Raw genomic sequence first — 26,167 nt, 5'->3', positions numbered from 1 at the left:
CGCTTCCGGTGCACGCGCCGCGGGCGAAGCCCCCAGGCCCCCTCCGCAGACGGAGCCGCCCGCGGTAGCCCGCGGGAAGGCGGCTCGCTCGGCGGGATGGTCCGCTCGCACCCGTCCCGTGCTGAAGCATGGGCGGAACGCGTCCAGACTGGAGGTGGGCGTGGTGAGCGGGAACCGGCCCGGTCTGCGCGGCAGGCGATCATCCGCGAGGTGACGGGGAGGCGGAGACGTGACGGTGGGACGTATCGGTCTGGTCGTCCACGGCGGCCGTGCCGAAGCCGTGGACGCGGCGCGGACCGTGCGAGCGTGGTGCGCCGAGCACGCAGTGCAGTACGCGGACATCGACGTGTGGCAGGACGGTGGGCGGCGCCATGCCCGGGACGAGGTGGACTCCGCGGGCGACCCGGATCTCATCGTGACGCTGGGCGGAGACGGGACCTTCCTGCGCGGTGCCCGGCTCGCCGCCGAGAACGACGCCCTGGTCCTGGGGGTCGATGTCGGCCGGGTGGGCTTCCTGACGGAGGTGCCCGTCACGCTGGTACGCCAGGCGCTCGACGCCGTCCGGCAGAACCGGTTCTCGGTCGACCACCGCATGCTGCTCACCCTGCGCGCCTCGCGCCGTCTGGAGGTGCCGCCGGAGATGGAGGCGCTCACACGGTACGGGCGCGGACCGCTCCTGCCGCCTCCGCAGGTGCGCGCCCACTGCGAGGTCTGCGACGACTGGGGCATCCCGCTGAACGTCATGGCGCTCAACGACGTCGTACTGGAGAAGCTGGCACGGGACCGGCAGGTGTCGGTGGGCGTCTACCTCGCCGGCCGGCTCCTGGCCTCCTACTCCGCCGACGCGCTGCTGGTGGCCACACCGACGGGTTCGACCGCCTACAGCTTCGCCGCCGGTGGCCCGGTCGTCTCGCCCCGCGCGGAGGCCCTGGTCTTCACGCCGGTCGCCCCGCACATGGCGTTCAACCGCTCGGTGGTGGCGGCGCCCGACGAACCCGTCGCGCTGAAGGTGCTCGAACGGTCGGGCCAGGCCGCCGTCAGCATCGACGGCCAGTTGCGCGGCGTCCTGTACCCCGGGGACTGGATCGGTGTGTATCCCGCCCCACGGCGCCTGAGGGCCATCCGGCTGGGCCCGATGGACTTCTACGGCCGCCTGCGCGAGCGGATGAAGCTGACCGACGCCCCGGCGGCCGTCGTCGACGGAACCCCCGCGCCGCTCTGGCCGGTGACCACCCCTCGGCCGGACGACCTGGCGCACCTGGCACTGCCCATCGGCCCGCCGGCGGACGGCCGACGCCACACCTGATCGAGCGGATTCGCCCGCGGGCCCGCCGCGTGAGCGACCCCCTTGGGCAGCTCTTGGCGGCTCCCACACCGGGTGTTGGCCGACACCGCAACGGCCCTTGGCCGGCCCCACATCTCCCGTACCGCCGACTTTCACATGGGCGCCACCGCACCCTTTCCTGACGTTTGGTGCTCCTGGAACACTCCCTTCGCGCAGGTTCCCTCACCACCCGGCGTATCGCGCCCCGTCAGGACAAGAGGTCACCCCGTCATGCCTGAAGTGAATCGGCGCCGATTCCTCCAACTTACGGGCGGCACCGCCGCGTTCACCGCGCTCTCCAGCAGCATCGAGCGCGCCGCGGCCCTTCCCGCCAACCACCGTTCCGGCACCATCGAGGACGTCGAGCACATCGTCGTCCTGATGCAGGAGAACCGTTCCTTCGACCACTACTTCGGCACCCTCAGAGGCGTCCGCGGCTTCGGTGACCCGCGCCCGGTGACCCTGCAGAACGGCAAGACGGTCTGGCACCAGTCGGACGGCACCAAGGACATCCTGCCGTTCCACCCCGACGCCGACGACCTGGGCCTCGCCTTCATCCAGGACCTGCCGCACGGCTGGAACGACGGGCACGCCGCCTTCGACGGGGGCAAGTACGACAAGTGGGTGCCGTCCAAGGGCTCCACGACCATGGCGTACCTGACGCGTGAGGACATCCCCTTCCACTACGCGCTCGCCGACGCGTTCACCATCTGCGACGCGTACCACTGCTCGTTCATCGGCTCCACCGATCCGAACCGCTATTACATGTGGACGGGCTACACCGGCAACGACGGCAAGGGCGGCGGCCCGGTCCTCGGCAACGACGAGGTCGGCTACAGCTGGACCACCTACCCCGAGCGCCTGGAGAAGGCGGGGGTCTCCTGGAAGATCTACCAGGACGTCGGCGACGGCCTCGACGCGAACGGCTCCTGGGGCTGGATCCAGGACGCCTACCGCGGCAACTACGGCGACAACTCGCTGCTCTACTTCACCCAGTACCAGACCGCGGGGCCCGGCGACCCGCTCTACGACAAGGCCCGCACCGGCACCGACGCCCGCAAGGGCGAGGGCTTCTTCGACCAGCTCAAGGCCGACGTCAAGTCCGGCAAGCTGCCGCAGATCTCCTGGATCGTCGCCCCCGAGGCCTTCACCGAGCACCCCAACTGGCCCGCCAACTACGGCGCCTGGTACGTCTCCCAGGTCCTCGACGCGCTCACCTCCGACCCGGCGGTGTGGGCGAAGACGGCCCTGTTCATCACCTACGACGAGAACGACGGCTTCTTCGACCACCTGATACCGCCGTTCCCGCCCGCCTCCGCCGCGCAGGGCAAGTCCACCGTCGACGTGGGCCCGGACCTCTTCAAGGGCGACGGCAGTCACGTCCCCGGCGCCTACGGACTCGGGCAGCGCGTGCCGATGCTGGTCGTCTCCCCGTGGAGCAAGGGCGGCTACGTCTGCTCCGAGACGCTCGACCATACCTCCGTCATCCGGTTCATGGAGCGCCGCTTCGGTGTGCACGAGCCGAACATCTCCCCCTGGCGGCGCGCCATATCCGGCGACCTGACCTCCGCCTTCGACTTCTCCCGCAAGGACACCAAGCCGGTCGTGCTGCCGTCCACCGACGGCTACCAGCCGCCGGACCGGGATCGCCACCCCGACTACGTGCCGACCCCGCCCGCCAACGGAGTCCTGCCCAAGCAGGAGCGCGGTCTGCGGCCCACCCGCCCGCTGAAGTACGCGCCGTCCGTGGACGGTTCGACGGACACCGCGGCCGGGACGTTCACCCTGGCCTTCGCCTCCGGCGCGCACGCCGGTGCCGCCTTCCTGGTCACCTCCGGCAACCGCACCGACGGCCCCTGGAGCTACACCACCGAGGCCGGCACGTCGGTCTCGGACACCTGGAACTCGGCGTACTCCGGCGGCTCCTACGACCTGACCGTGCACGGCCCGAATGGCTTCCTGCGCGTCTTCAAGGGCCGCGGCACGGCCGCCGGTCCCGAGGTCACCGCCCGGCACACCGGTGACGACCTCGCGCTGACCTTCACCAACAAGGGTCCCGGCACGGTGACGCTGAAGGTCACCAGCGGCTACGGCGGCCGCCCGCAGACGGTCACGGTGCGCCCCGGTGCCACCGTGAAGCGCACCGTCGACCTGGGTTCGAGCAGCCGCTGGTACGACCTCACCGTCACCTCCGACGCCGACCCGTCCTTCGTGCGGCGCTGCGCCGGGCACGTGGAGAACGGGCGGCCGGGTGTGAGCGACCCCGCGATCGTGACGGAGTGACGGGAGACTCCGGTGCCGGTGGGTTTCCGGCCGGCTCGCGGTAGTGTGCCCCGGTGACCACGTATTCGAACACGCCTGCAGGCTGGTACCCCGATCCCCACGGCGCACCGCACACGCTGCGCTACTGGGACGGCTCGCAGTGGACGCAGCACACCCACGCCGACCAGCAGGCCCAGTCCGCGTCGCAGGCGCCGCAACAGGCGCCCGCGGCGCAGCAGGCGCACGGTCCGCAGGGACACGGTCAGCAGGCGTACGGTCAGCAGCCCCATGGTCAGCAGGGGTATGGCCAGCAGCCCCATGGCCAGCAGCCGTACGGTCACCAGGCCGCGGCCCACGATCAGCGCGTCCAGCACCAGGTGCAGCAGCAGGCCGGGGCCGCCCCGAGCGGCCCCGGCGGCGGCACGCTGTTCACCGAACCGGTGCTGGTCGTGAACCAGAAGGCCAAGCTGATCGAGCTGACGAACGAGTACAGCGTCTTCGACCAGAACGGCAACCAGATCGGATCGGTCACGGAGGTCGGGCAGAGCGCGCTGAAGAAGGCGGTGCGCTTCGTCTCCAGTCTCGACCAGTTCATGACCCACAAGCTGGAGATCCGCGACGCCTACGGGCAGCCGCAGCTGGTGCTGACCCGGCCCGCGAAGGTCTTCAAGTCGCGGGTGGTCGTCGAGCGCCCGGACGGTCAGGTCGTGGGCGAGATCGTCCAGCAGAACATGATCGGGAAGATCCACTTCGCGATGAACGTGGACGGCCGGCAGGTCGGCGCGATCAAGGCGGAGAATTGGCGCGCCTGGAACTTCGCGATCATCGACCACGCCGAGAACGAGGTCGCCCGGATCACCAAGACCTGGGAGGGCCTGGCGAAGACCATGTTCACGACGGCGGACAACTACGTCCTGCAGATCCACTACCAACTGCCCGAGCCGCTGCTGAGCCTGGTGGTGGCGACCGCATTGACCGTGGACACGGCGCTGAAGCAGGACTCCCGCGGTCTCGGCTGAGCCGCGGGAGCGAAGACGGAGAACGACGGTGGCCGGCACGTGCGTACACGTGCCGGCCACCGGTGTGTTCACAGGGCGGTCAGGTGCTCCGGCGCGGCCGGCCGCTGAGCGGGCAACGACGGCTCGCAGGGGGCCGGCCCGGGCTCCAGGGCCAGCACCGCGGCGACCGGGTGGTCGTCGTCGACCGGGGCCGGGGTGGCCGGGCCGGACCGCGACAGCGTCACCACGCCCCAGGACGCCAGGCCCGCGCCCGCCGCCGCGAGGAGCAGACCTGCCGCGCCGCCCTGGAGGCGCTCGCCCAGCAGGCTGAGGCCGATCACCGCCGCCGCGAGCGGGTTGGCGAGGGTGACGAGGGCGAGCGGCGCGCCGAGGCCGTCCCGGTACGCGGTCTGCGACAGCAGCAGGCCGGCCGTCGCGAACAGCGCCACCAGCAGCGCCACCACGACGACGTGCGCGCTCAGCGGCGCAGCGGAGCGGTCCGTCGCCGCCACCGTCACGGTCTGGGTGAGCGCCGAGGCGACACCGGACGCGAAGCCGGAAGCGGTCGCGTGCCGCAGTCCCGGGCGGGCGCCAGGCCGGGAGAGCACGCCGATCACGGCGGTGGTCGCCCCGGCCACGGCCAGCGCCTCGGGCAGGCTCATCACCTCGTCCGGCTCCGGCCCGGACGCCGTCACCAGCAGCGCGGCCAGACCGAGCAGCGTCAGGGCCGTGCCCCGCCACTCCACCCCCCGGACGCGGCGCCCAGCCGCCCGCGCCCCCAGCGGCACCGCGGCCACCAGGGTGAGCGCGCCGAGCGGCTGCACCAGCGTCAGCGGTCCGTACTTGAGGGCGGCCACGTGCAGCAGTGCGGCGGAGGCGTTCAGCGCGACCGACCACCACCAGGCGCCGCGCACCAGCAGCCGGACCACACCGGTCCCGCTCTCCCGGGCGGCGAGCCGCTCCTGTGCCACGGCGGCCGCCGCGTACGCGACCGCGGAGAACAGGGACAGGACGATCGCGAGGACGGCGGCGCTCATCGCCCGGCCCCCACCAGACCGTGGCCGTCGGCGGTCCTGGGCTCCGCGGACCTCGCCGCCGGCACCGCGCGCCGCGCCGCCGGCGCGATTTCCCGCGGCTTCGCCGACGGGCTGGGGACCACGGCCACAGCGATGCCCAGCAGAGCCGCCGCCACGACCGCGTCGAGCCAGTAGTGGTTCGCCGTGCCGACGATCACGAGCAGCGTGACCAGCGGATGCAGCAGCCACAGCCACCGCCATCGGGACCGGGTCGCCGCGATCAGGCCGATCGCGACCATCAGCGCCCAGCCGAAGTGCAGCGAGGGCATGGCGGCGAACTGGTTCGCCATCGAGTCGGTCGCGGGCTTCGCCCCGTACACCGTCGGCCCGTACAGCTGACCGGTGTCCACCAGGTGCGCCAGGTGGAGCATCCGCGGCGGGGCGAGCGGAAACGTGAGGTGCAGCGCCAGCGCCGCGCCGGTGACCAGGGCGAGGGCCTGGCGGGCCCACAGGTAGTGGTCCGGCCGCCGCAGGTACAGCCACACCAGGAACGCCGCGGTGGCCGTGAAGTGCACGGCCACGTAGTAGAGGTTCGCGGCGCGGACGAGGGTGTCGCCGTGCAGCAGTGCGGACTGCACGGCACCTTCGCCCGGCAGCCGCAGCGCGCGCTCCCAGTCCCAGACGCGGTGCGCGTTGTGGAACGCCTCCGCGGTGTGGCCGTTCGCGAGCTGCCGGCCGAACTTGTAGACCAGGAAGAGCCCGGCGACGAGAAGGAGCTCGCGGACGAGGGGCGGCCGGTGTATCGCGGCTGCCCCTTCTCCTTCGGGCTCGGTGCGGGAATCCATCCCCGCCCCCCTTTGCTGACAGTACGTGTGGGGTGGTGTGTGGTGAGCCCAGGAGGGGACCCACTCGACACAGGGGTGGGTCCTGTCCAAGGCTCATCGATACGCCAGTGTACCGATACGCTCGCGTACCGGTACACTGGCGTATCGATACACTGGTGTGAAGCGGCCCACGCGGCCGGCACCACGACCGAGGAGCAGAAGCCATGACGTCGCAGGCAGCGGAGGTACCGCAGTCGGCGGCCGCCTCGCGCCGCTCCAAGCTCACGCCCGAGCGCGAGCAGGAGTTCTTCGACGCCGTGCTGGAGCAGATCCGCGAATGCGGCTACGACGCGGTCACCATGGAGGGGGTCGCCGCCGTCACCCGGTGCAGCAAGTCGACGCTGTACCGGCAGTGGAAGACGAAGCCGCAGTTCGTGGCCGCCGCCCTGAGGGCCAGTCGCTGCCCGCGGTTCGCGGGCGTCGACACCGGTTCGCTCGCCGGGGACCTGCGCGCGGTGGCACGGGCCGCGGCCGAGTGGTCGCGCCGGGACACCAAGCTCCACCAGGCCCTCGGCCACGCCGCGATGCAGGACCCGGAGCTCGCGCAGGCGCTGCGCGAAGCACTGGTCGAGCCCGAGGTCAGGGCATTGCAGGAGATCGTCCGCCGTGGTGTGGAGCGCGGGGAGGTGCCCGCCGGTCATCCGGCGCTGGAGTACGTCCCCGCGCAAGTGCTGGGCGTGATGCGGGTCCGCCCCCTGCTGGAGGGGGAGTACGCGGACGAGGAGTACCTCACGCGTTTCGTCGAGGCCGTGGTGCTCCCGTCGCTGGGACTCACCTGAGGACCGGGTCGCCGTCCGTGGGATGACCGGACGTCGGCCCGACCGCGCCGCACCGTGGGGACGGGGGCGGCGCGCATCCCCGGCCGGGCGGGGCTCCTCCAGAGCGGAGGGGAGCCCCGCCCGGCCGCATCGCATCGGCCGGGGCGGCCGGGGTTTCGTCCCCGCAGGAAACCCCTAGACCTTCTGTCCGGCGCCGCCCGCCGACGACTCCTTGATGCCCTTGGTGATCTGGTCCAGGACGGACGGCTTGGGCGCGCCGGACCCGGCGTCGAGGCCGAAGCGTACGACGACGAGCTGCCGGGAGTCGGCGGGCGACGGGAAGACCAGCGACTCGACATAGCCGTCCGTGCCCTTGGCCGTGACCGCCTTCCAGCGGACCATGTAGCCCTTCTGCCCGGCCACGGTCACCGCCTCCGAGGCCAGCACCTGGTGCGAGGTGATCCCGCCGTAGGACGTGCCGCCGTAGGACTCCTCGGCGTTCTTGGCGATGTCCTGCTCGGCCGCCGCCCGAGCGGTCGTGGCCGTCAGCCCCTGCTGCTCGGCAGAGGCCGAGTAGGCCCCGCCGGTGTTGCAGGTCTTCGAGGTGTCACCGGGGCACTTGTAGGTGTCGCTCGACTGGACGGCCGCCCCGCCCTCGACGGTCTGGCCGGTCCACCCGGCGGGCACCGGGATGCTGATGCCGTTGAACGGGTCGCTGGCGTACCCGTCCTCGGTCCCCGGCTGCCTGGACCGACCGGGCGCGGGCGTCTGACCGTCCGAACCTCCGGAACCACCGCCGAAGGGCCCGCCCTGCCCGCCGAACGGACCGCCCTGGCCCCCCTGGCCGCCCTGGCCTTCCTGGCCACCGAAGCCACCCGGGCCGCCCGGGCCCTGGGCACCCGCGGAGCGGCCGCTCCCGCCGTCCTGGGCCGTGAGCGCGTAGACACCGCCGCCTATGCCCGCCAGCACCACGATCGCCGCCGCCACGGCTATCCCGGTCCGCACCCCGTGCCGCGCCGGGGCGGGCCCGGCACCGGGGTAGGGGGCGGCGGCGAACGGCTCGCCCGGATACGCGCCGGCGACCGGCGGCTGCTCCGGTGGACCCCACGAGGCGCCCGCGTCCACGGGGCGGACCCGGTCCGTCCACGCCTTGCCGTCCCACCAGCGCTCGGTGGCGGGCCCGTCACTTGTCTGCCCCGGGTCGGGGTACCACCCGGGAGGAGTCACCTGCGTCATGCCCCCACGGTATGAGGCGGGAGTGAAAGGCAGATGAGAGCGCCCGACCTGGGCACCCCACCCACGGTGAGCCGACTGCCCGACTGCCCGACTGCCCGACTGCCCGACCGCCCGACCGGCCGGGCGCGGCGGCGCCCGGCCGGCCCGCGGCGCCGCGTGTCCGCGTGCCGGGCTCGAAGCTGCCGCACGGCGCCACGTCACGTGGAACCCGGCCGTCGCCGCGAAGGTGGAGAACGCGCTTGCTCCGCACGGACTTTGACGTCCTATTACCCGCGCCCGGCCTGGTCGGCGCCCGATCGCGTCGCCCCGGGGTCCCGCGTGTCACCCGTCACGGCAACAGGTGCTCCGACCTCCCTCCACCGGGGCGCGGGGAGGGCTAGGCTCGATGTCCGTACGTCGTTTGGGCGACCTGGGGAGGTACCGGGATGACGGAGGCACGGCCCGGCGCGGCCGCCTCGGCTTCCCTGTGGGAACGCGACGCGGAACTCGCCGTCATCACCGAGGCGGTCGACGCGCTCAGCGACGACGCGTCGCCCTCGGAGTCGGGGAGTCTGCTCGTGTTCAGCGGGGAGGCCGGCATCGGCAAGACCGCGCTCCTCGCCGAGACACGCCGCATCGCGGAGGAGCGCGGCTGCGCGGTCTGGTGGGCGCGCGGCGGAGAGACCGTCACGTCCGTGCCCTTCAACGTCGTACGGCAACTGCTCCAGCCCGTGCTCCTGTCCCTGATGCCTCAGGAGGCGCGGGAGTACCTGGGCGACTGGTACGAGGTCGCGGGCCCCGCCCTCGGCATAGCCGACCCCGGAGAGCGGCAGGCCGACCCGCAGGGCGTGTGCGACGGCCTGGTCGAGGTCGTCTCCCGGCTCGCCCGGCGGGAGTGGCCGCTGGTCCTGATCGTCGACGACGCCCACTGGGCCGACCAGGAGACCCTGCACTGGCTGGCCGCCTGCTGCGAACGCCTCGCCGACCTGCGCGTGCTCCTTGTGGTGGCCCTCCGCCCCGGCGAGGCGTCCGGCGAGGGCGCCCGCCACCTCGACGCGATCACCGCGACCGCCCGCCGCCCGGTCAGCACCCTCAGCGCGCTCACCCCCGAGGCGACCGCCGGACTCACCCGGGCCACCGTCGGCGCGCACGCCGACGCCCCGTTCTGCCGCGAGGTGTGGGCCGTGACCGGCGGCAACCCGTACGAGACCGTCGAACTGCTCGCCAAGGTGCAGGACAGCCAGCTCGAGCCGGTCGAGGCATCGTGCGCCGAGCTGCGCGACCTCAACCGCTCGGCCCGCGGCAACGGCCTCGTCGCCCGCCTGGAGGGCCTCGGCATCGACGCCACCCGGTTCGCCTGGGCCGCGGCGATCCTCGGCACCGGCATCACCCTGGACCTGGTGGCCGAGCTCGCCACCATGCGCCCCGAGGAGGCCGCCCGCTGCGCCGAACTGCTCAGCGCGGCCCGCATCCTGACCGCACCGGACGCGGCGGGCCGCCGGACGGACGGCGCGGAGCTGGAGTTCGTCCACCCGCTGATCGCCAGCGCCGTCTACCGCTCGATCCCCGACGGCCTGCGCACCGCCATGCACGGCATCGCCGCGCGGGTCGTCACCGACTCCGGGCTCGGCGCGGCGGCCGCCTCCCGCCACCTCCTCGAAGTCCACCCGGACGACGACGAGGAACTGGTCGAGCAGATGCGGGAGGCGGCGCGCGAACACCTCGCCGTCGGCGCCCCCGAAGCGGCCCGCCGCTGTCTGGAGCGCGCCCTGGCCGAACCGCCGACGCCCGAGGTCCACCCGTACGTGCTCTACGAACTGGGCTGTGCCACGCTGCTGACCTCACCGGCCACCACCATCGACTACCTCCAGGCCGCCCTGGCCATGCCGGGCCTGGAAGGCGACGACCGGGTGGACGCCGTCCACCGCCTGTCCCAGGCCCTGCTGCACAACGACCAGCTCGAAGACGCCATCCGCACCGTCGACGAGGAGGCCGACCGTCTCGAACCGGGCCCCTCCAGGATGCGCCTGCAGGCCGTCCACTACATGTGGGAGAGCATCCACGCGGCCGAGGAGGACTCCCCGGCACGCTCCCGCGAGCTGGCCGAACTCGCCCGCACCTGCACCGGCAGGGACAACTCCGAGCGCGCCCTGCTCATCCTGCGCGGCTTCGACGCGATGACCCACGGCGAGAACGCCGAGGAGGTCGTGGAAGTGTGCGACCGCGCCCTCGTCAACGGCCGGCTCGCCCCGGGACTCGGCTGGACCGACACCGAGTGGGGCATCGAACTGCTGCTGATGCTGGGCAGCGCGTACGCCTACAGCGACCGGCTCGACCGGGCCGAGAGCCTGTTCACCGAGGGCCTGCGCGCATACGAGTCCGCCGGCTGGAGCGGCGGTCATCTCGCCCTGGCCCACGCCTACGTCGGACTCGCGCATCGCAGGCGCGGACGGCTCCGGGACGCGGAGGCCTCCCTGCGCGAGTCGCTGCGCCTCGCCGAGCGCGTCGGGCGCGGGCTGCCCCTGTACTGGTCGGCGACCTGCGGCCTGGTCGACACGCTGCTCGCCCGCGGGCACGTCGAGGAGGCCTGGTCCCTCGCCGAGCGGTACGGCTTCGCACCTCCGTACCCGTCCACGATCGTGCTGCCCGACACCCGTTCCGTGCGCGGCCGGCTGCTCCTCGCCGTCGGGCGGACCGAGGAGGCTGTGGGCGAGCTGGAGGCCGCGGAGAAGGCGTGCGCGGGGCGCGGCCACAACACGGTGCTGGCCCCCTGGGCGGGGGACCTCGCGCGGGCACTGGCCACCGACGATCCGCGGCGTGCGGCGGATCTGGCCGCCCTTGCCCGCCGGCAGGCCGAGCTCCTGGGCACCGACACGGCCATCGGCGAGGCCCTTCGGGTGGCTGCCGCGCTGGAGACCGGGCAGCGTGCGGTGCGCCTGGCCGGGCAGGCCGTGACGTACCTCGAGGCCTCGCCCTGCCAGTACGAACACGCCGCCGCGCTGGTCGAGTACGGGATCGCCACGAGGTCGGTGCCCGAACTCGAACGGGGGCTTTCCCTGGCGGAGTCCTGCGGGGCGGACGGGTTGACCGTCCGGGCCCGGGACGCGTTGGAAGCCGCCGGAGCACCGTGACCGCGCGCCCCTTGCGGGGCGTGTCTAGGGCCTGTTGCGAAAATCCCGTCGTCCCCCGGGGACAGGCGGGGCCTTCGCAACAGGCCCTACAGGGCCAGTAGCTGATCCGTGACCGCTTCCAGGCGCTTGCGCACCTCCCGGTCGTACGTCCTGTCATGCGCCCGTGAAGGGCTGGTTCCGTCGAAGTAGCCGCCGCTGCCCACCTCCTGCGTCGCCAGCGCCAGCACCCCCGCCGCCCCGTCCGCCACCGTGTTCCAGGGAGTGACCCCCGCCTCGCGGACCATCGCCGTGTCCATGTAGGTCGCGGGGTGCAGGACGTTCACCGACACTCCCGTGCCCTGGAGCTCCTCCGCCAGCGTGAACGTGTGCGCGGCCAGTGCGAACTTGCTGCGGCAGTACGCCGAGACGCCACTGTAGCCGCGGGTCAGCTCCGGGTCGTCGAAGTCCACGGGCTCCTGGCCCGCCGAGCCCACGTTGACGATCCGGGCGGGGGTGTTCTGCCGCAGCACCGGCAGCAGGGCGCGGGTGAGGGCGACCGGCGCCAGATAGTTGACCGCGAGGCGCAGTTCGTGGCCGTCGGCGCTGACCTCGCGCCCGGAGCCGGGCGCGCCGCCGCCCACCCCCGCGTTGTTGATCAGGACGTCCAGCCCGGGGTGCGCCGTGGCGACCTCGTCGCCGAGCCGGCGCACCTCGGCGAGCGAGGCGAGGTCGCCGACGAAGCCGTGCGCCTCACCCTCGGTGCGCAACTCCGCGACGAGCCGGTCGGTGCGGCCCGCGTCGCGCCCGTGGGCGAGGACCACGTGTCCGGAACGGACCAGTTCGAAGGCGACGTACCGGCCGAGTCCGGAGGTGGCACCGGTGATGAGAACAGTCGACATGCTTCCACCCTAGGCACGCGCGGGCGGGCTGTGAGGGGTGCTGCTGAAGCTACGACCAGCAGGGTCACCCTCCGGCGGCCTCCTCCTCCGCGAGCACCCGCTGCGCCACCGCGAACGCCGAGTTCGCCGCCGGCACCCCGCAGTAGACGGCCGTCTGCAGCAGCACCGCGCCGATCTCCTCCGGTGTCAGACCGTTGCGCCGGGCCGCCCGAACGTGCATGGCCAGCTCCTCGTGATGGCCGTGGGCGACCAGTGCCGTCAGCGTGATCATGCTGCGTTCGCGACGGGAGAGCGTCGGGTCGGTCCATATCTCACCCCAGGCGTACCGGGAGATGAAGTCCTGGAAGCGCGCGGTGAAGGGGGTCTGGCGCGCCTGCGCCCGGTCCACGTGGGCGTCGCCCAGGACCTGGCGGCGCACCTCCATGCCGCGCTCCGGGGCTCCGGTCAGGTGCGTGCGCAGTGCCGCCAGGACGGCCTTCGGGCACTGTGCGGGCGCCAGGTGCGAGGCGCCCGGGATCTCGACCAGCGCGGAGCCGGGCACCGCGTCGGCGATCTCCCGCAGATGCGCGGGCGGCGTCGCCGGGTCCTGGCGGCCCGCGATCAGCAGCGTCCGTGCGGTGATCGACGCCAGCCGGTCACGGATGTCGAACGCGGCGAGCGCGTCGCAGCAGGCGGCGTACGCGTCCGGATCCGCCTCCCGGTGGTCCTGCACCAGCCGGGGCACCGTGAACCCGGCCGTGAACCACCGGGAGTCCGCCGTCGCGGCGACCGGCGCCAGCCCCTCGCGGCCTACCAGGGCGGCGCGTTCCTCCCACGGCTTGGAGCCGTTGAAGTGGGCGGAGGAGCAGATGACGGCCAGTGACGAGATCCGCTCGGGGTGGTGCACGGCGAGGTGCAGCCCCACCGCGCCGCCGAGCGACACGCCGGCGTACGCGAACCGGCCGACGCCCAGCGAGTCCGCGAGCTCCAGGACCAGTTCGGCCAGGTCGCCGACCGTCGCGCCCGGCCTGACGAGGTCCGGGGCCGAACCTCCGTGGCCGGGCAGGTCCCAGCGGATCACCCGGTGCGTGACGGACAACTCGGGTGCCACCGCGTCCCACAGGGCGTACGAGGTGCCGAGCGAGGGGCCGAGGATCAGCGGGGGAGCGGTGGCGGGACCCTCGATGCGGTGGTGCAGCAGCTTGTCGGTCACGAGCGCTCCAGGGCACGGTCGGTGAGGGCTCCCGCGGAGCCGGTGTACTGGGCCGGGTCGGTGAGGGCGTCGAGGTCGACGTCCTGCAACTCGGTGAATTCGGCGAGGAGTTCGGCGAGCGCGCGGCCCCCGGTGCGGGCGCGCCGGGCGGCCTCCGTGAGCAGCTCCTTGGCGCGGGCGCGGCCCAGCACGGGAGCCAGCCGGGCCGCCAGCAGCTCGGAGACGATCAACCCGTGGGTGAGGCCGAGGTGTTCCCGCATGGCATCCGTGTCCACCCGGAGGCCTTCGGCCAGGTGCGCGGCGTCGTGCGCGGCGCCGCCCACCAGCCGCAGCAGGTCGCGCAGCGGCTCCCACTCGGCGTGCCAGGCTCCGGCCGGGCGTTCGTCCTCGGCGGCCAGTGACCCGTGGAGGGTGGCCGCGAGCTGCGGTGCCCGCCGGGCGGCCGCCGCGATCAGTGTCGCCCGTACCGGGTTCGCCTTGTGCGGCATCGCGGAGGAGCCGCCGCCCGCGCCCTCGGCGACCTCGGCGATCTCGGTACGGGAGAGGGTGAGGACGTCCGTGGCCGTCTTGCCCAGTGCCCCGGCCGTGAAGGCGAGCGCGCCCGAGAGGTCGGCGATGGGGGTGCGCAGGGTGTGCCACGGCAACTCGGGTGCGCGGAGGCCGAGTTCCCGTGCGTACGCGGCCACGAGCGCCGTCGGATCCTCGGCACCGTACGCGGTGAACGCGGCCAGCGTGCCCGCCGCACCGCCCAGTTGAGCGGGCAGCCCGTCGCGCACGGCCCGTAGCCGGTCCCGGGCGTCCAGCACCAGTGACCGCCAGCCGGCCGCCTTCAGCCCGAACGTCGTCGGCACCGCGTGCTGGGTGAGCGTCCGCCCGGGCAGGACCGTGTCCCGGTGGCGGGCGGCGAGCCGGGCCAGCGCCTCCTGCGTGCGCTCCAGATCGGCCAGGACCAGGTCCAGCGTGCGCGCGGCGACCAGCATCGTCGCGGTGTCCAGGATGTCCTGGCTGGTGGCGCCCCGGTGGACGTACGGCCCGTACTCCTCTCCGGCCGCCTTCGTCAGGTCGGCGACGAGCGGGATCACGGGATTGCCGCCGTCCCGGGCCCGCAGCGCGATGTCCCGGACGTCGAAGCGACCGGAGCGGGCCGCCGCGGCCACCGCCGTAGCCGCCTCCTCGGGGACCAGCCCCAGCCCGGCCTGCGCACGGGTCAGTGCCGCCTCCGCGTCGAGCAGCGCCCGCAGATACGCGGTGTCGCTCGTCGTGGACGCGGCGGGGGAGCCGGCCCACCCGGGGGCGAGCAGGCCGGTGCCGGACTCTGCAGAGGTCACCGGAACTCCAGGAAGACCGTCTCGCCTTCGCCCTGAAGGCGGATGTCGAAACGGTACGTGCCGTCGCCCCCGTCCACCGCGATCAGCGTGTCGCGGCGCTCCGGCTCCAGCTGGGCGAGCAGCGGGTCCGCGGCGAGCGCCGCCTCGTCCCCCGGGAGGTACATCCGCGTGAACAGGTGCATCAGCAGACCGCGCGCGAACACGCAGGCGCTGATGTACGGGGCGCTGCGCCCGCGGGCGCCCGGCCGCAGCGTACGGGCGTACCAGTGGCCGTTGGCATCGGTCTGGACGCGGCCCCAGCCGGTGAACTCGACCCCGTTGCGGCCCAGGTAGCCGCCGGTCGCCGGGTCGCGCCGGATCGAGCCGTCGGTGGTGGGGACCGCGCCCTGCGGGTCCGGGCCCCACAGCTCCACGAAGGCGTCCGGCAGCGGGTTGCCCTCGCCGTCGAGGACGTACCCCTGGAGGGTGATCGTGTCCGGGTGGCCGACCGGCGCGATGTCACCGCCGCCCGGGAACGGCAGCGCGTACCCGTAGAAGGGGCCGACCGTGTGCGACGGGGTGGGCAGCACGCTCTCCGGCCTGCTCGTGTCGATCCTCGTCATGGCAGGTCAGCGTCCTTCCTCGATCCAGGTGGCGTGCGGGCCGTCGAGCACGATGTCCCAGTGGTAGCCGAGCGAGAACTCCGGCACCGACAGGCTGTGGTCGTACGTCGCGACCAGCCGCTGCCGGGCGGCGTCGTCCGTCACGGACTGCAGGATCGGGTCGTAGGCAAACAGCGGGTCGTTCGGGAAGTACATCTGCGTCACGAGCCGCTGCGTGAACGCCGTGCCGAAGAGCGAGAAGTGGATGTGGGCCGGCCGCCAGGCGTTGACGTGATTGCGCCACGGGTACGGGCCCGGCTGGATGGTGGTGAAGCGGTAGAAGCCGTCGTCGTCCGTGAGGGTGCGGCCGACGCCCGTGAAGTTCGGGTCGAGCGGCGCGTCGTGCTGCTCGCGCTGGTGCGCGTACCGGCCGGCCGCGTTCGCCTGCCATATCTCGATGAGCTGGCCGCGGATCGGACGTCCGCCGCGGTCGAGGAGACGGCCCGAGACGGTGATCCGCTCCCCGATGGGCTCGCCCCGGTGGTGCCGGGTGAGGTCGTTGTCGATCTCGGTGATGTCCCGCTCGCCGAAGGCCGGGGAGGACAGCTCCACCAGCTCCGGGTCCTTGCTCACGTCGATGGTGACCGGCGGCTGCTTCGGGTGGCGCAGCACCGAGGAGCGGTAGGGCGCGTAGTCGCGGCGCGGGTGGTGCTCGACGGCCCCGCCGTCGGCGACGCGCTTCTCGTAGGCGGCGTGCTCGGCCGCGATCTCGAGGTCGATGTCCTGCTGTGTGAGAGCCATGGGGGTTCCTAACGCTTCCTTAGCGTTCGAGGACGAGGGCGAGACCCTGGCCGACGCCGATGCACAGGGTGGCGACGCCGGTGCCGGAGCCGCGGCGGGCGAGCTGGTGGGCGACGGTGCCGGCGAGACGGGCCCCGGAGGCGCCGAGCGGGTGGCCGAGGGCGATGGCGCCGCCCTGCGGGTTGAGGATCGCCGGGTCGAACTCGGGCCATTCGGCGAGGCATCCGAGGACCTGGGCGGCGAAGGCCTCGTTGAGTTCGAGGACCGACAGGTCGTCGAAGCTCCTGCCCGCCTTGGCCAGGGCGCGGCCCACCGCCTCGACGGGGGCGAGGCCGAAGTACTGCGGGTCGATGGCCGACACGCCGGTCGCCGAGACCCGGGCCAGGGGCTCGCGGCCGACGGCCCGCAGACCATCGTCGTCGGTCAGGAGCAGGGCGGCGGCGCCGTCGTTGAGCGGGGAGGCGTTGCCCGCGGTCACCGTCCCGTTCTCCGCACGGAAGGACGGCTTGAGCCGGGCCATCGCGGTGAGGGAGGCGTCAGGGCGTACGCACTCGTCGGTGGCGAAGACGACCGGGTCGCCCTTGCGCTGCGGGAGGGTGACGGGGGCGAGCTCGGCGTCGAAGTGGCCTTGCCGCTGTGCGCCGGCCGCCTTCTGGTGGCTGTGCAGGGCGAACTCGTCCTGCTGCTCGCGGCTGATCTTGTGTTTGTCCGCGATCAGCTCGGCGCTCTCACCGAGGGGGATGGTCCACTGCGGGTCCATCTTCGGATTCACCATGCGCCAGCCCAGCGTGGTGGAGTACAGCTCCGTGTGGGCGGCCGGGAACGGCTTGTCGCTCTTGGGCAGCACATAGGGGGCGCGGGTCATGGACTCCACGCCACCCGCCAGCGCGATGGAGGCGTCCCCGACGGCGATGGCGCGGGCGGCCTGGATCACGGCCTCCAGGCCGGAGGCGCACAGCCGGTTGACGGTGACGCCGGGCACGGAGGTGGGCAGACCGGCCAGCAGGGCGGCCATGCGGGCGACGTTGCGGTTCTCCTCGCCCGCGCCGTTGGCGTTGCCGAAGTAGACGTCCTCGATCCGGGACGGATCCAGGTCGGGCGTACGGGCCAGCAGTTCGCGGATGGCGTGGGCGGCCAGGTCGTCCGGGCGGACGCCCGCGAGGCCGCCGTTGTAGCGGCCGATCGGGGTGCGGACCGCGTCGACGATGTAGACGGTCTTCACTGGCGTTCCTCCGCGACGGTCAGCGGGGCGTCGGTCTTGGCGGTGATCTCCTCGACACTCACGTCGGGCGCGGTCTCGACGAGGACCAGCCCCTCGTCGGTGACGTCGAGGACGCCGAGGTCGGTGATGATCCGGTCGACGCAGGCCTTGCCGGTCAGCGGCAGCGCGCACTCCTTCAGGATCTTCGGGCTGCCGTCCTTGGCGGTGTGGGTCATCACGACGATGACGGTGCGGGCGCCGTGCACCAGGTCCATCGCCCCGCCGATACCCGTGATCAGCTTTCCGGGGATCGCCCAGTTCGCCAGGTCGCCCTTCGCCGAGACCTGCATGGCGCCCAGCACGGCGACGTCGATGTGCCCGCCGCGGATCATGGAGAACGACAGAGCCGAGTCGAAGAAGGCGGCGCCGGGCAGGACCGTGACCGTCTCCTTGCCCGCGTTGATCAGGTCCGGGTCGACCTCCTCCTCGGTGGGGTAGGGGCCGGTGCCCAGGATGCCGTTCTCCGACTCCAGGATCACCTCCACGCCCTCGGGCAGGTGGTTGGGGATCAGGGTCGGCAGTCCGATGCCGAGGTTGACGTACTGACCGTCCCTCAGCTCGCGCGCCGCGCGGGCCGCCATCTCCTCACGCGTCCACGCCATCACGCACTCACCGTCCCTCGTGCCTCGGGCGCGGAGACCGTGCGCCGCTCGATCTTCTTGTCCGCGGCCTGCTCGGGCGTGAGCGCGACGACCCGCTGCACGAAGATCCCCGGCAGATGCACGGCGTCCGGTTCGATCTCTCCCGGCTCCACCAGCTCCTCCACCTCGGCGATCGTCACGCTGCCGGCCATGGCCGCCAGGGGGTTGAAGTTGCGGGAGGACTTGTTGAAGACGAGGTTCCCGTGCCGGTCGCCCTTCGCCGCCCGCACCAGCGCGAAGTCGGTGCGGATGCCGCGCTCCAGCACGTACTCGGTGCCGTCGAACTCCCGCACCTCCTTGGGCGAGGAGGCCAGAGCGACCCCGCCCTGCCCGTCGTAGCGCCACGGCAGCCCGCCCTCGGCGACCTGCGTCCCCACACCCGCCGGGGTGTAGAACGCGGGAATCCCGGCCCCGCCCGCCCGCAGCCGCTCGGCCAGCGTGCCCTGCGGGATCATCTCGACCTCGATCTCACCGGCCAGGTACTGGCGGGCGAACTCCTTGTTCCCCCCGATGTAGGAGCCGGTCACCCGGGCGATCCGCCCGGCGGCCAGCAGCACCGCGAGACCGGACTCCATCGCCCCGCAGTTGTTGGAGACGACGCTCAGGCCGCTGACCCCGCGCTCGTGCAGCGCCTGGATCAACGCGTTCGGCACACCGCTCAGCCCGAACCCGCCCACCGCCAGCGACGCGCCGTCCGGCACGTCGGCCACCGCATCCAGGGCCGTGGCGACCACCTTGTCCATCCGTCAAGCCCCATCCGTCTTCGAAACCACGAGGACCGCCGAATTGCTCAGCACACTGACTATTTCTACGAGGTCTCGCTCACGCTGCCACCCGACGCTTGAGTCGTCAAGAGTCCAGCGGAATCAGCAGATGAGTACCGTGGGCCGAGGTGGGATGCAGACGGTATTGTTCAGTGCACCGATGGAATGACCGAAGCATGACGGACGGACCCTGAGGAGCACTCATGGCCGCGGTGGATCTCTCCGCCCACCCCGGGCACCTGGCCCGGCGGCTGCAGCAGGCGCACTACCTGCTGTGGAACACGATGGTCTCGGAGGAGATCACCTCGCCGCAGTTCGCGGTCCTGAACGCGCTCGTCGCCGAGCCGGGCCTCGACCAGCGCACCGTGGGGGAGCGGGTGGGCCTCGACCGGTCCACGATCGCCGAGGTGATCAGCCGGCTGGGCCGGCGCGGCCTCCTCGACAAGGTCCGCGACCCGCAGGACGGCCGCCGCTTCCTGCTGCGCCTGACGGAGGACGGTGTGCGGACGCACCGCAAGCTGACCGTGCGCACGGCCCGGATGAACCAGGTCTTCCTGGCCCCGCTCACCCCCGAGGAACAGACCCTCTTCCTCGACCTCATCCGGCGTGTCGCGGACGCCGCCGAGGACCTGCGCAACCCGGCGGAACCCCTCGCGGCCAAGGCCTGACCCCGCATTCCGAGGAGCCGGAGGTCGGCGGAGAAACGTGGGCCGGTCCGCCGCTCGGAGGGCGGACCCGGGGCGGCCCGCTGGTCCGTTCAGCGGACGGCGACCGCCGCATTCCGGATCGACGGACCTAGACTGGGCTGCCCCGCGGCACCCCAGACGCGTATCCGCGAAGGAAGGCGGCACCACCGTGGACCGGACCCTCGCCACCCGTTCCCCGCACACCTCCGCGGACTGGTGGGTCACCGCCGACCAGGCACGGCACGCGGCCCAGAGCGGCCTCGCGGACGCCGCGACGGCTCCCGACCTGCTGCGCACCCTCACCGAACTGGACCGGGCCCGCCATGAGGCGGGCGTCGCCGTCGGTGCCGCGGTGGAGGCGCTGCTCGCGGGCGGCGTCGCCTGGGAGGCGATCGCGGCCGCTCTGGGGTTCGGCTCGCCCGAGGACGCCCGCCAGGCGCTCGCCCCCGACCGCCGGGACGCGGGAGCGGCGATCGAACGCCGACTGGCTCGCAGGGCGTAGACCCCGGACAGCCCCTCACGCCCCGGGTGGGCGTCATCCGCCCCCGTCGGTGGTCGTGGTTCGCATTCGTCCCCGGTCGGCGGTCGTCACCCGCACCCGCCCCCCGGCCGGCATTGTCACCCGCACCCGCGACCAGGCAAGTCCGCCGAGTGCCGTCCGCCGGAGGGTCGGTGTCCGCCGCGGGTCAGTCCGGGATGCCGAGGATCTCCGCGAGGTCGTAGCGCACCGGTTCCTGCAACTGCGCGTACGTACAGCTCTCGGGGGCGCGGTCCGGGCGCCAGCGGCGGAAGCGCGCCGTGTGCCGGAAGCGCTCGCCGTTCTCCATGTGGTCGTACGCCACCTCCGCCACCCGCTCCGGCCGCAGCGGCACCCACGACAGGTCCTTCTTCCCCGACCAGCGGCTCGGCGCCCCAGGCAACCGGGCCGTCTCGTGCGCCTCCTCGTCCGACCAGGCCGCCCAGGGATGCCCGGCGACATCGTCCATCCGCAGCGGCTCCAGCTCCTCCACCAGCCGCTCCCGCTGCTTCATCGGGAACGCGGCCGACACCCCCACGTGCTGGAGCGCGCCCCGGTCGTCGTACAGCCCGAGCAGCAGCGACCCCACGACCGGGCCGCTCTTGTGGAAGCGGTAGCCCGCCACCACGACATCCGCCGTGCGCTCGTGCTTGACCTTGAACATCACGCGTTCGTCCGGACGGTAGGGCAGGGAGAGCGGCTTGGCGATCACCCCGTCCAGGCCCGCGCCCTCGTACTGCTCGAACCACTGCTCGGCCACCGCGCGGTCCGTCGTCGCCGGCGCCAGGTGGACGGGCGGCCGCACTCCCGACAGCGCCCGCTCCAGCAGGGCGCGCCGCTGACCCAGCGGAACGTCGAGCAGCGAGTCGTCGTCCAGCGCCAGCAGATCGAACACCACCAACGACGCCGGGGTCTTCTGCGCCAGCATCCGCACCCGCGAGTCCGCCGGATGGATCCGTTCCGTCAGCGCGTCGAAGTCCAGGCGGCCCTCCCGCGCGATCACGATCTCCCCGTCCACCACGCACCGCTCGGGCAGCCGCTCCCGCAGAGCCTCCACCAGCTCGGGAAAATACCTGGTCAGCGGCTTGCCCGTACGGCTGCCCAGCTCGACCTCCACGCCGTCGCGGAACACGATGGCCCTGAAGCCGTCCCACTTCGCCTCGTACTGCATGTCCGGCGGGATCGCCGCCACGGGTTTGGCGAGCATCGGCTTCACGGGGGGCATCACCGGCAGGTCCATGCCTTCGATTCTGCTGCCCGGCGAGGCGGTTCGCCCGGTGTGCGAGGAGGGGGGCGGGCGCCTACCGTGGCTCGCATGGGCGATGCGGTGGAGCTGGAGGTGGCGGGCCGGACGGTACGGCTGTCCAACCCGGACAAGGTCTTCTTCCCGGAGCGCGGCTTCACCAAGCTCGACCTCGCGCAGTACTACATGGCCGTCGGGCCCGGCATCCTGCGCGCCCTCCGCGACCGGCCCACCACCCTGGAGCGCTACCCGGACGGGGTGACCGGCGAGTGGTTCTTCCAGAAGCGGGCGCCCAAGAGCATGCCCGACTGGATCCCCACCGCGCACATCACCTTCCCCAGCGGCCGCAGCGCCGACGAAATGTGCCCGACCGAGGCCGGCGCCGTCGTCTGGGCCGCGCAGTACGGCACGCTCACCTTCCATCCGTGGCCGGTACGCCGCGCAGACGTCGACCGCCCCGACGAACTGCGCATCGACCTCGACCCGCAGCCCGGCACCGACTACGCCGACGCGGTGCGTGCCGCCCATGAACTGCGCGCCGTCCTCGACGAGTACGGCGGGCTGCGCGGCTGGCCCAAGACCTCCGGCGGCCGCGGCCTGCACGTCTTCGTACCCATCGAGCCCCGCTGGACCTTCACCCAGGTGCGCCGCGCCGCGATCGCCGTCGGGCGCGAGATGGAGCGGCGGATGCCCGAGCACGTGACCATCGCCTGGTGGAAGGAGGAGCGGGGCGAGAAGATCTTCCTGGACTACAACCAGACCGCCCGCGACCGCACCGTCGCCTCCGCCTACTCGGTACGCCCGAGGCCCCACGCCCCGGTGTCGGCGCCACTGCGCTGGGAGGAGGTCGACGACGCGGAGCCCCGCGACTTCGACCTCGCGACCATGCCCCGCCGGTTCGCCGAGCTGGGTGACGTCCACGCGGACATGGACGACCACGCCTTCTCTCTCGAGGCGCTCCTCGAACTCGCCCGCCGCGACGAACACGACCACGGGCTCGGCGATCTGCCCTATCCGCCGGAGTACCCGAAGATGCCGGGCGAACCGAAGCGCGTGCAGCCGAGCAGGGCACGGCGGGAGCGGAAGCCGGAGACCCCCGAGGGTCCGGCCGCCTCCTGACGTGTTCTGACGTCCCCGGTGACCCGACCTGTTCTGACGTCCCCTGACCCGCGCGGACGTCACCCGCCCCACGACACTCAGCCCCACGACACTTATATGTCGGTATGTCGTCAATACGAAGAATCTGTCTTTTGTGCGGATAAGCTCGCGCTGTGCCGCTACCGATCCGTTGTAAGTACGCCCAGCGGCTCTTCTCCATGAATTGCGTACGAGGATGGGGAGTTCCGCATGGACAGACGCAGCTTCAACCGGCGCATGCTGATCGGCGGCGCGGCCGTCGCGACATCGTTGTCACTCGCTCCGGAGGCCTTCGCGGACGGTGGGCCGCGGACGGCGCCCGCCGGTGGCAAGGAGAGGCACATCAAACTGTTCGCCGCGGAGCTCGGTAAGGGACGGATGGGCTACGGCCTCGTAGGCAAGAAGGCGACGATCCCCGGTCCGGTGATCGAGGCGGTCGAGGGTGACACGCTGTACATCGAGTTCGAGAACCGGCTGGACGTCTCGACGGGCCTGCATGTGCACGGGGTGGACTACACGATCGGCAACGACGGAACGAAGCTCACCGGAAGTCTCGTGAAACCGGGCCGCAAACACACCTACGTGTGGAAGACACACGCCCCCGGCCGCCGCAAGGACGGCACCTATCGGGAGGGCAGCGCGGGCTACTGGCACTACCACGACCATGCCATCGGCACCTCGCACGGCACCGGTGGCGTACGCGCGGGCCTGTTCGGGGCCCTGATCGTGCGCCGTCAGGGCGACATCCTCCCCGACACCACGCACACCCTCGTGTTCAACGAGACGTCGATCAACAACGGCAAGGGGCACTCCGGACCCACCTTCGAGGCCGTCGTGGGGGAGCGCGTCGAGTTCGTGATGATCACGCACGGGGACGACTTCCACACGTTCCACCTGCACGGTCACCGGTGGGCGGACAACCGCACCGGACTGCTCGCCGGTCCCGAGGACTCGAGCCCGCTCATCGACACCAGGGTCGTCGGTCCCGGTGTCTCCTTCGGCTTCCAGGTCATCGCGGGAGAGTCGGGCGGCGCGGGCGCGTGGATGTACCACTGCCACGTCCAAAGACACTCCGACAAGGGGATGGCCGGGCTGTTCCTCGTGCGGGGAGACGACGGAAGGATCCCCGAATACGACGATTCGTCGCACAAGCACTAGACCTGGGAGCGCTCTCAGCAGCAGGGCGGCCGGGGCTATCCTGATCGGCAACCGCCGAGGAGGAGCCCCACGTGACCGAGACCGCGCCGCGCCCCACGCTGGAGGCCGTGGCTGCCCGGGCCGGGGTCTCCCGGGCGACGGTGTCCCGCGTCGTCAACGGCGGCGACGGAGTGCGCGAACCTCTCGTCGAGCGGGTGCGCCGCGCCGTGGAGGAACTCGGGTACGTGCCGAACCAGGCCGCGCGCAGCCTGGTCACCAAGCGGCACGACGCGGTCGCCGTCGTGATCGCCGAGCCGGAGACCCGGGTCTTCGCCGACCCCTTCTTCGCCCTGCAACTGCGCGGCATCAGCAAGGAACTGACGGCCCACGACTCCCAGCTCGTCCTGCTGCTGACGGAGGGCCGCGCCGACCACGCCCGGGTCGGCCGCTATCTCGCAGGCGGGCACGTCGACGGCGCGCTCGTCTTCTCACTGCACCTCGACGACCCGCTGCCCGAGCTGGTGCAACGGGCCGGGGTGCCCACCGTTTTCGGCGGGCGGCCGGGCTGGGGCGACGGCACCCGCAGCGCCGTCTACGTCGACAGCGACAACCGCGGCGGTGCCCGCGAGGCCGTGCGCCATCTCGTGGGGCTCGGCCGCCGCCGCATCGCGCACATCACCGGCGCCCTCGACCAGACGTCCGCAGTGGACCGGCTCGACGGGTTCCGCGACGTGATGGTCGACGCCGACCCGGGGCTCGTCGTGGAGGGGGACTTCACTCCGGCGGGCGGCGAACGGGCGATGCGGGAACTGCTGGGCCGCTGCCCGGACCTGGACGCCGTGTTCGCCGCCAACGACCTGAGCGCCTCGGGCGCCCTGCGGGTGCTGCGCGCCGAGGGCCGCCGGGTGCCCGACGACGTCGCCGTCATCGGCTTCGACGACATGCTGCCGGTCGCCGAACAGACCGACCCGCCGCTGACGACGGTCCGCCAGGACATCGAGGAGATGGGCCGTTTGATGGCCCGGCTCCTGCTCCGCGGCCTCGACGGGCGCGGTGGCGAGCCGGGTGTGGGCGGCGCGCCGTCGAGCGTGGTACTGCCGACGACGCTGATCCGCCGCGCGTCGGCGTGACGGCACGGTCATGAACCGACCGTCACCGTGAACCGGCGTGGGTTGCCGTCGTACGCCGCCCCCGACACGTCCGGCTGACCGTCCGGACGCACGTCGTCGTACGGGAACGCGTACCCGATCGGCGAGTTCGCGTGCACGACGCGCGCCCAGTGGTTGGTCACCGCGCCCTGGTAGTAGTCGGCGCTGGTCAGGCCGTTCGGCTGGTACGGGTGGGTGAGCATCAGCGAGCGGTTGAAGCCGGCGGCGAGACGCGCGAGGAGGGCCTTCCTGTCGTCCGGATCCCCCGGGTTGTTGGCGAACGGCCCGTGGTCGCAGGTGAAGACGTCCCTGGAAGTGGGCTTGGAGAAGGTGTGCCCGCCCGTGAAGGTGAGCGTGTCACCGGTGACCCGGCCGGTGAACACGCCCCGGCCGCCCTGGAGGTCGATCCTCAGGTCCGTGGCGCGGTACTTCGCCCAGACCTGGTCGATGTAGGCGGTCCACAGGTCGCGGAAGGGCATCCGGTCGGGTTGGCCGAAGTACGGCGCCATCAGGTTCTGTGGGGAGACGGCCCGTAGCACCTTGCCGTCCGAGCCGTGGATCACCAGCTTGTCCCAGGGCTGCCCGTCCTTCGCGGCCTGGGCCGAAAGGGCCGAGGCGATCCTGTCCACGGCGCCGTCGGGGAGCGGTGCGACGGTGTGGGTGGCGTCCCCTTCCAGGGTGAGTCCGATCGGGAGGGCGGTCACCAGGTCGACATAGCTTATGTTCGCGTACAGCTGCGCCGAGTTGAAGGTGAACTCGCAGAACGACCAGGTCTTGCCGTAGTTGGGGTCGGCGGGGGTGGCGAAGGCGGGCTCCACCAGGGCCGGGCCCGGGTTGAGGAAGAAGTCGAGGGTAGCGTTCCGCACGAAGTAGATCCTGGCACCGTACATCTGGGGAAGCGTCAGCACGGTGGGGGGCGAGCCCGCGGGGCCCAGGGGGATCGCACAGTCGACGGGGAGCGGCGTGTGCGGCGCGGAGGGGGAGCCCGGCCGGTAGACGCTGCCGTCGGCGCGCAGGAGCATCCAGTTTCCGGTCGACTGCTCGTGTCCCGTGACGTATGCCCGGACCGTCCCCGGCAACGAGGCGTTGCGGAGGGCGAGTTGGCAGGTGGCCGGGGCTGCCTGGGCGGTGGTGGGGGCGAGGGCGGCCGACCAGGCGGGGGAGGTGGCGGCCGCGGTGGCCGCGGACAGAAACGCTCGGCGCGATATCACGAGGGGGCTCCTGGGATGTGGGGGGAGGAGGAGTGTTCCCACTGTTCCCAGGAG

Annotated in this window: 23 protein-coding genes; 10 read left to right on the top strand and 13 right to left on the bottom strand. The window is 72.5% G+C overall.

Annotated features, from left to right (window positions below):
- The first annotated feature begins 229 nt into the window (after positions 1 to 229).
- From ACIRC0_RS03425 to ACIRC0_RS03415, 3 genes are all read left to right on the top strand, one after another.
- A complete protein-coding gene (locus ACIRC0_RS03425) occupies positions 230 to 1,306 on the top strand; it encodes an NAD(+)/NADH kinase (protein ID WP_403610592.1) in 1,077 nt (358 codons plus the stop codon).
- Positions 1,307 to 1,555: 249 nt separating this feature from the next.
- Complete coding sequence (locus tag ACIRC0_RS03420) at positions 1,556 to 3,607, top strand: phosphocholine-specific phospholipase C (RefSeq protein ID WP_403610589.1); 2,052 nt, start codon at positions 1,556 to 1,558, stop codon at positions 3,605 to 3,607.
- Between the two features lie 53 nt (positions 3,608 to 3,660).
- Entirely contained in the window at positions 3,661 to 4,605 is a 945-nt protein-coding gene (locus tag ACIRC0_RS03415; RefSeq protein WP_403610587.1) for a phospholipid scramblase-related protein, read from the top strand.
- Between the two features lie 68 nt (positions 4,606 to 4,673).
- On the opposite strand, the gene ACIRC0_RS03410 is transcribed toward ACIRC0_RS03415, so the two are convergent.
- Together ACIRC0_RS03410 and ACIRC0_RS03405 are read right to left on the bottom strand one after the other, a co-directional pair.
- Positions 4,674 to 5,621: a hypothetical protein gene (locus ACIRC0_RS03410; RefSeq protein ID WP_403610584.1), complete on the bottom strand. Its 948-nt coding sequence runs from the start codon at positions 5,619 to 5,621 to the stop codon at positions 4,674 to 4,676.
- Complete coding sequence (locus ACIRC0_RS03405) at positions 5,618 to 6,445, bottom strand: phosphatase PAP2 family protein (RefSeq protein WP_403610581.1); 828 nt, start codon at positions 6,443 to 6,445, stop codon at positions 5,618 to 5,620. The genes ACIRC0_RS03410 and ACIRC0_RS03405 overlap by 4 nt, the downstream gene beginning before the upstream one ends.
- A gap of 203 nt (positions 6,446 to 6,648) precedes the next feature.
- Here ACIRC0_RS03405 and ACIRC0_RS03400 point away from each other — a divergent pair, with 203 nt between their 5' ends.
- On the top strand, positions 6,649 to 7,263 hold the full coding sequence (locus ACIRC0_RS03400) for a TetR/AcrR family transcriptional regulator C-terminal ligand-binding domain-containing protein (RefSeq protein WP_403610578.1): 615 nt from the start codon (positions 6,649 to 6,651) through the stop codon (positions 7,261 to 7,263).
- Between the two features lie 174 nt (positions 7,264 to 7,437).
- Here the strand turns inward: ACIRC0_RS03400 and ACIRC0_RS03395 are convergent, their stop codons facing one another.
- Positions 7,438 to 8,478, bottom strand: a complete 1,041-nt coding sequence (locus ACIRC0_RS03395) for a DUF2510 domain-containing protein (RefSeq protein ID WP_403610575.1) — start codon at positions 8,476 to 8,478, stop codon at positions 7,438 to 7,440.
- 425 nt (positions 8,479 to 8,903) lie between these two features.
- Between ACIRC0_RS03395 and ACIRC0_RS03390 the strand changes: the two genes are divergently transcribed.
- On the top strand, positions 8,904 to 11,588 hold the full coding sequence (locus ACIRC0_RS03390) for an ATP-binding protein (protein WP_403610573.1): 2,685 nt from the start codon (positions 8,904 to 8,906) through the stop codon (positions 11,586 to 11,588).
- 86 nt (positions 11,589 to 11,674) lie between these two features.
- On the opposite strand, the gene ACIRC0_RS03385 is transcribed toward ACIRC0_RS03390, so the two are convergent.
- From ACIRC0_RS03385 to ACIRC0_RS03350, 8 genes are all read right to left on the bottom strand, one after another.
- Positions 11,675 to 12,466: an SDR family NAD(P)-dependent oxidoreductase gene (locus tag ACIRC0_RS03385; RefSeq protein ID WP_403610570.1), complete on the bottom strand. Its 792-nt coding sequence runs from the start codon at positions 12,464 to 12,466 to the stop codon at positions 11,675 to 11,677.
- Positions 12,467 to 12,530: 64 nt separating this feature from the next.
- Complete coding sequence (gene pcaD, locus ACIRC0_RS03380; protein WP_403610568.1) at positions 12,531 to 13,658, bottom strand: 3-oxoadipate enol-lactonase; 1,128 nt, start codon at positions 13,656 to 13,658, stop codon at positions 12,531 to 12,533.
- Positions 13,655 to 14,986: a 3-carboxy-cis,cis-muconate cycloisomerase gene (gene pcaB / locus ACIRC0_RS03375; protein ID WP_403610565.1), complete on the bottom strand. Its 1,332-nt coding sequence runs from the start codon at positions 14,984 to 14,986 to the stop codon at positions 13,655 to 13,657. The genes pcaD and pcaB overlap by 4 nt, the downstream gene beginning before the upstream one ends.
- Entirely contained in the window at positions 14,983 to 15,588 is a 606-nt protein-coding gene (gene pcaG / locus ACIRC0_RS03370; protein WP_403610563.1) for a protocatechuate 3,4-dioxygenase subunit alpha, read from the bottom strand. The genes pcaB and pcaG overlap by 4 nt, the downstream gene beginning before the upstream one ends.
- Before the next feature lie 6 nt (positions 15,589 to 15,594).
- The gene (pcaH, locus tag ACIRC0_RS03365; RefSeq protein WP_403610560.1) at positions 15,595 to 16,368 is read right to left on the bottom strand and encodes a protocatechuate 3,4-dioxygenase subunit beta; all 774 of its coding nucleotides are present in this window, start codon (positions 16,366 to 16,368) and stop codon (positions 15,595 to 15,597) included.
- Between the two features lie 19 nt (positions 16,369 to 16,387).
- Positions 16,388 to 17,590 (bottom strand): thiolase family protein, encoded by a 1,203-nt coding sequence (locus ACIRC0_RS03360; RefSeq protein ID WP_403610558.1) that lies wholly within the window; start codon positions 17,588 to 17,590, stop codon positions 16,388 to 16,390.
- Entirely contained in the window at positions 17,587 to 18,231 is a 645-nt protein-coding gene (locus tag ACIRC0_RS03355) for a CoA transferase subunit B (RefSeq protein ID WP_403610556.1), read from the bottom strand. The genes ACIRC0_RS03360 and ACIRC0_RS03355 overlap by 4 nt, the downstream gene beginning before the upstream one ends.
- Positions 18,231 to 19,013 (bottom strand): CoA transferase subunit A, encoded by a 783-nt coding sequence (locus ACIRC0_RS03350; protein ID WP_403610554.1) that lies wholly within the window; start codon positions 19,011 to 19,013, stop codon positions 18,231 to 18,233. Before ACIRC0_RS03350 ends, ACIRC0_RS03355 begins: the two co-directional genes overlap by 1 nt.
- A 224-nt stretch (positions 19,014 to 19,237) precedes the next feature.
- Between ACIRC0_RS03350 and ACIRC0_RS03345 the strand changes: the two genes are divergently transcribed.
- Positions 19,238 to 19,702, top strand: a complete 465-nt coding sequence (locus tag ACIRC0_RS03345) for a MarR family winged helix-turn-helix transcriptional regulator (RefSeq protein WP_200420374.1) — start codon at positions 19,238 to 19,240, stop codon at positions 19,700 to 19,702.
- A gap of 187 nt (positions 19,703 to 19,889) precedes the next feature.
- Positions 19,890 to 20,222, top strand: coding sequence for a hypothetical protein (locus ACIRC0_RS03340; protein ID WP_403610552.1), 333 nt, complete (start codon positions 19,890 to 19,892; stop codon positions 20,220 to 20,222).
- A gap of 184 nt (positions 20,223 to 20,406) precedes the next feature.
- Here the strand turns inward: ACIRC0_RS03340 and ACIRC0_RS03335 are convergent, their stop codons facing one another.
- On the bottom strand, positions 20,407 to 21,477 hold the full coding sequence (locus ACIRC0_RS03335) for an ATP-dependent DNA ligase (protein WP_403610549.1): 1,071 nt from the start codon (positions 21,475 to 21,477) through the stop codon (positions 20,407 to 20,409).
- A 75-nt stretch (positions 21,478 to 21,552) separates the two neighbouring features.
- On the opposite strand from ACIRC0_RS03335, the gene ligD reads away from it, so the two are divergent.
- From ligD to ACIRC0_RS03320, 3 genes are all read left to right on the top strand, one after another.
- The gene (gene ligD, locus ACIRC0_RS03330; protein WP_403610547.1) at positions 21,553 to 22,599 is read left to right on the top strand and encodes a non-homologous end-joining DNA ligase; all 1,047 of its coding nucleotides are present in this window, start codon (positions 21,553 to 21,555) and stop codon (positions 22,597 to 22,599) included.
- 228 nt (positions 22,600 to 22,827) lie between these two features.
- Positions 22,828 to 23,775 (top strand): multicopper oxidase domain-containing protein, encoded by a 948-nt coding sequence (locus ACIRC0_RS03325; RefSeq protein WP_403610545.1) that lies wholly within the window; start codon positions 22,828 to 22,830, stop codon positions 23,773 to 23,775.
- Between the two features lie 71 nt (positions 23,776 to 23,846).
- Complete coding sequence (locus ACIRC0_RS03320; protein WP_403610542.1) at positions 23,847 to 24,884, top strand: LacI family DNA-binding transcriptional regulator; 1,038 nt, start codon at positions 23,847 to 23,849, stop codon at positions 24,882 to 24,884.
- 8 nt (positions 24,885 to 24,892) lie between these two features.
- On the opposite strand, the gene ACIRC0_RS03315 is transcribed toward ACIRC0_RS03320, so the two are convergent.
- The gene (locus ACIRC0_RS03315) at positions 24,893 to 26,113 is read right to left on the bottom strand and encodes a glycoside hydrolase family 64 protein (protein ID WP_403610539.1); all 1,221 of its coding nucleotides are present in this window, start codon (positions 26,111 to 26,113) and stop codon (positions 24,893 to 24,895) included.
- Between the last annotated feature and the right edge of the window lie 54 nt (positions 26,114 to 26,167).

The sequence above is a fragment of the Streptomyces sp. NPDC093984 genome, from assembly GCF_044764595.1.
Lineage (GTDB): Bacteria > Actinomycetota > Actinomycetes > Streptomycetales > Streptomycetaceae > Streptomyces > Streptomyces cynarae.
This window is presented reverse-complemented; position numbering and strand designations above follow the sequence as displayed.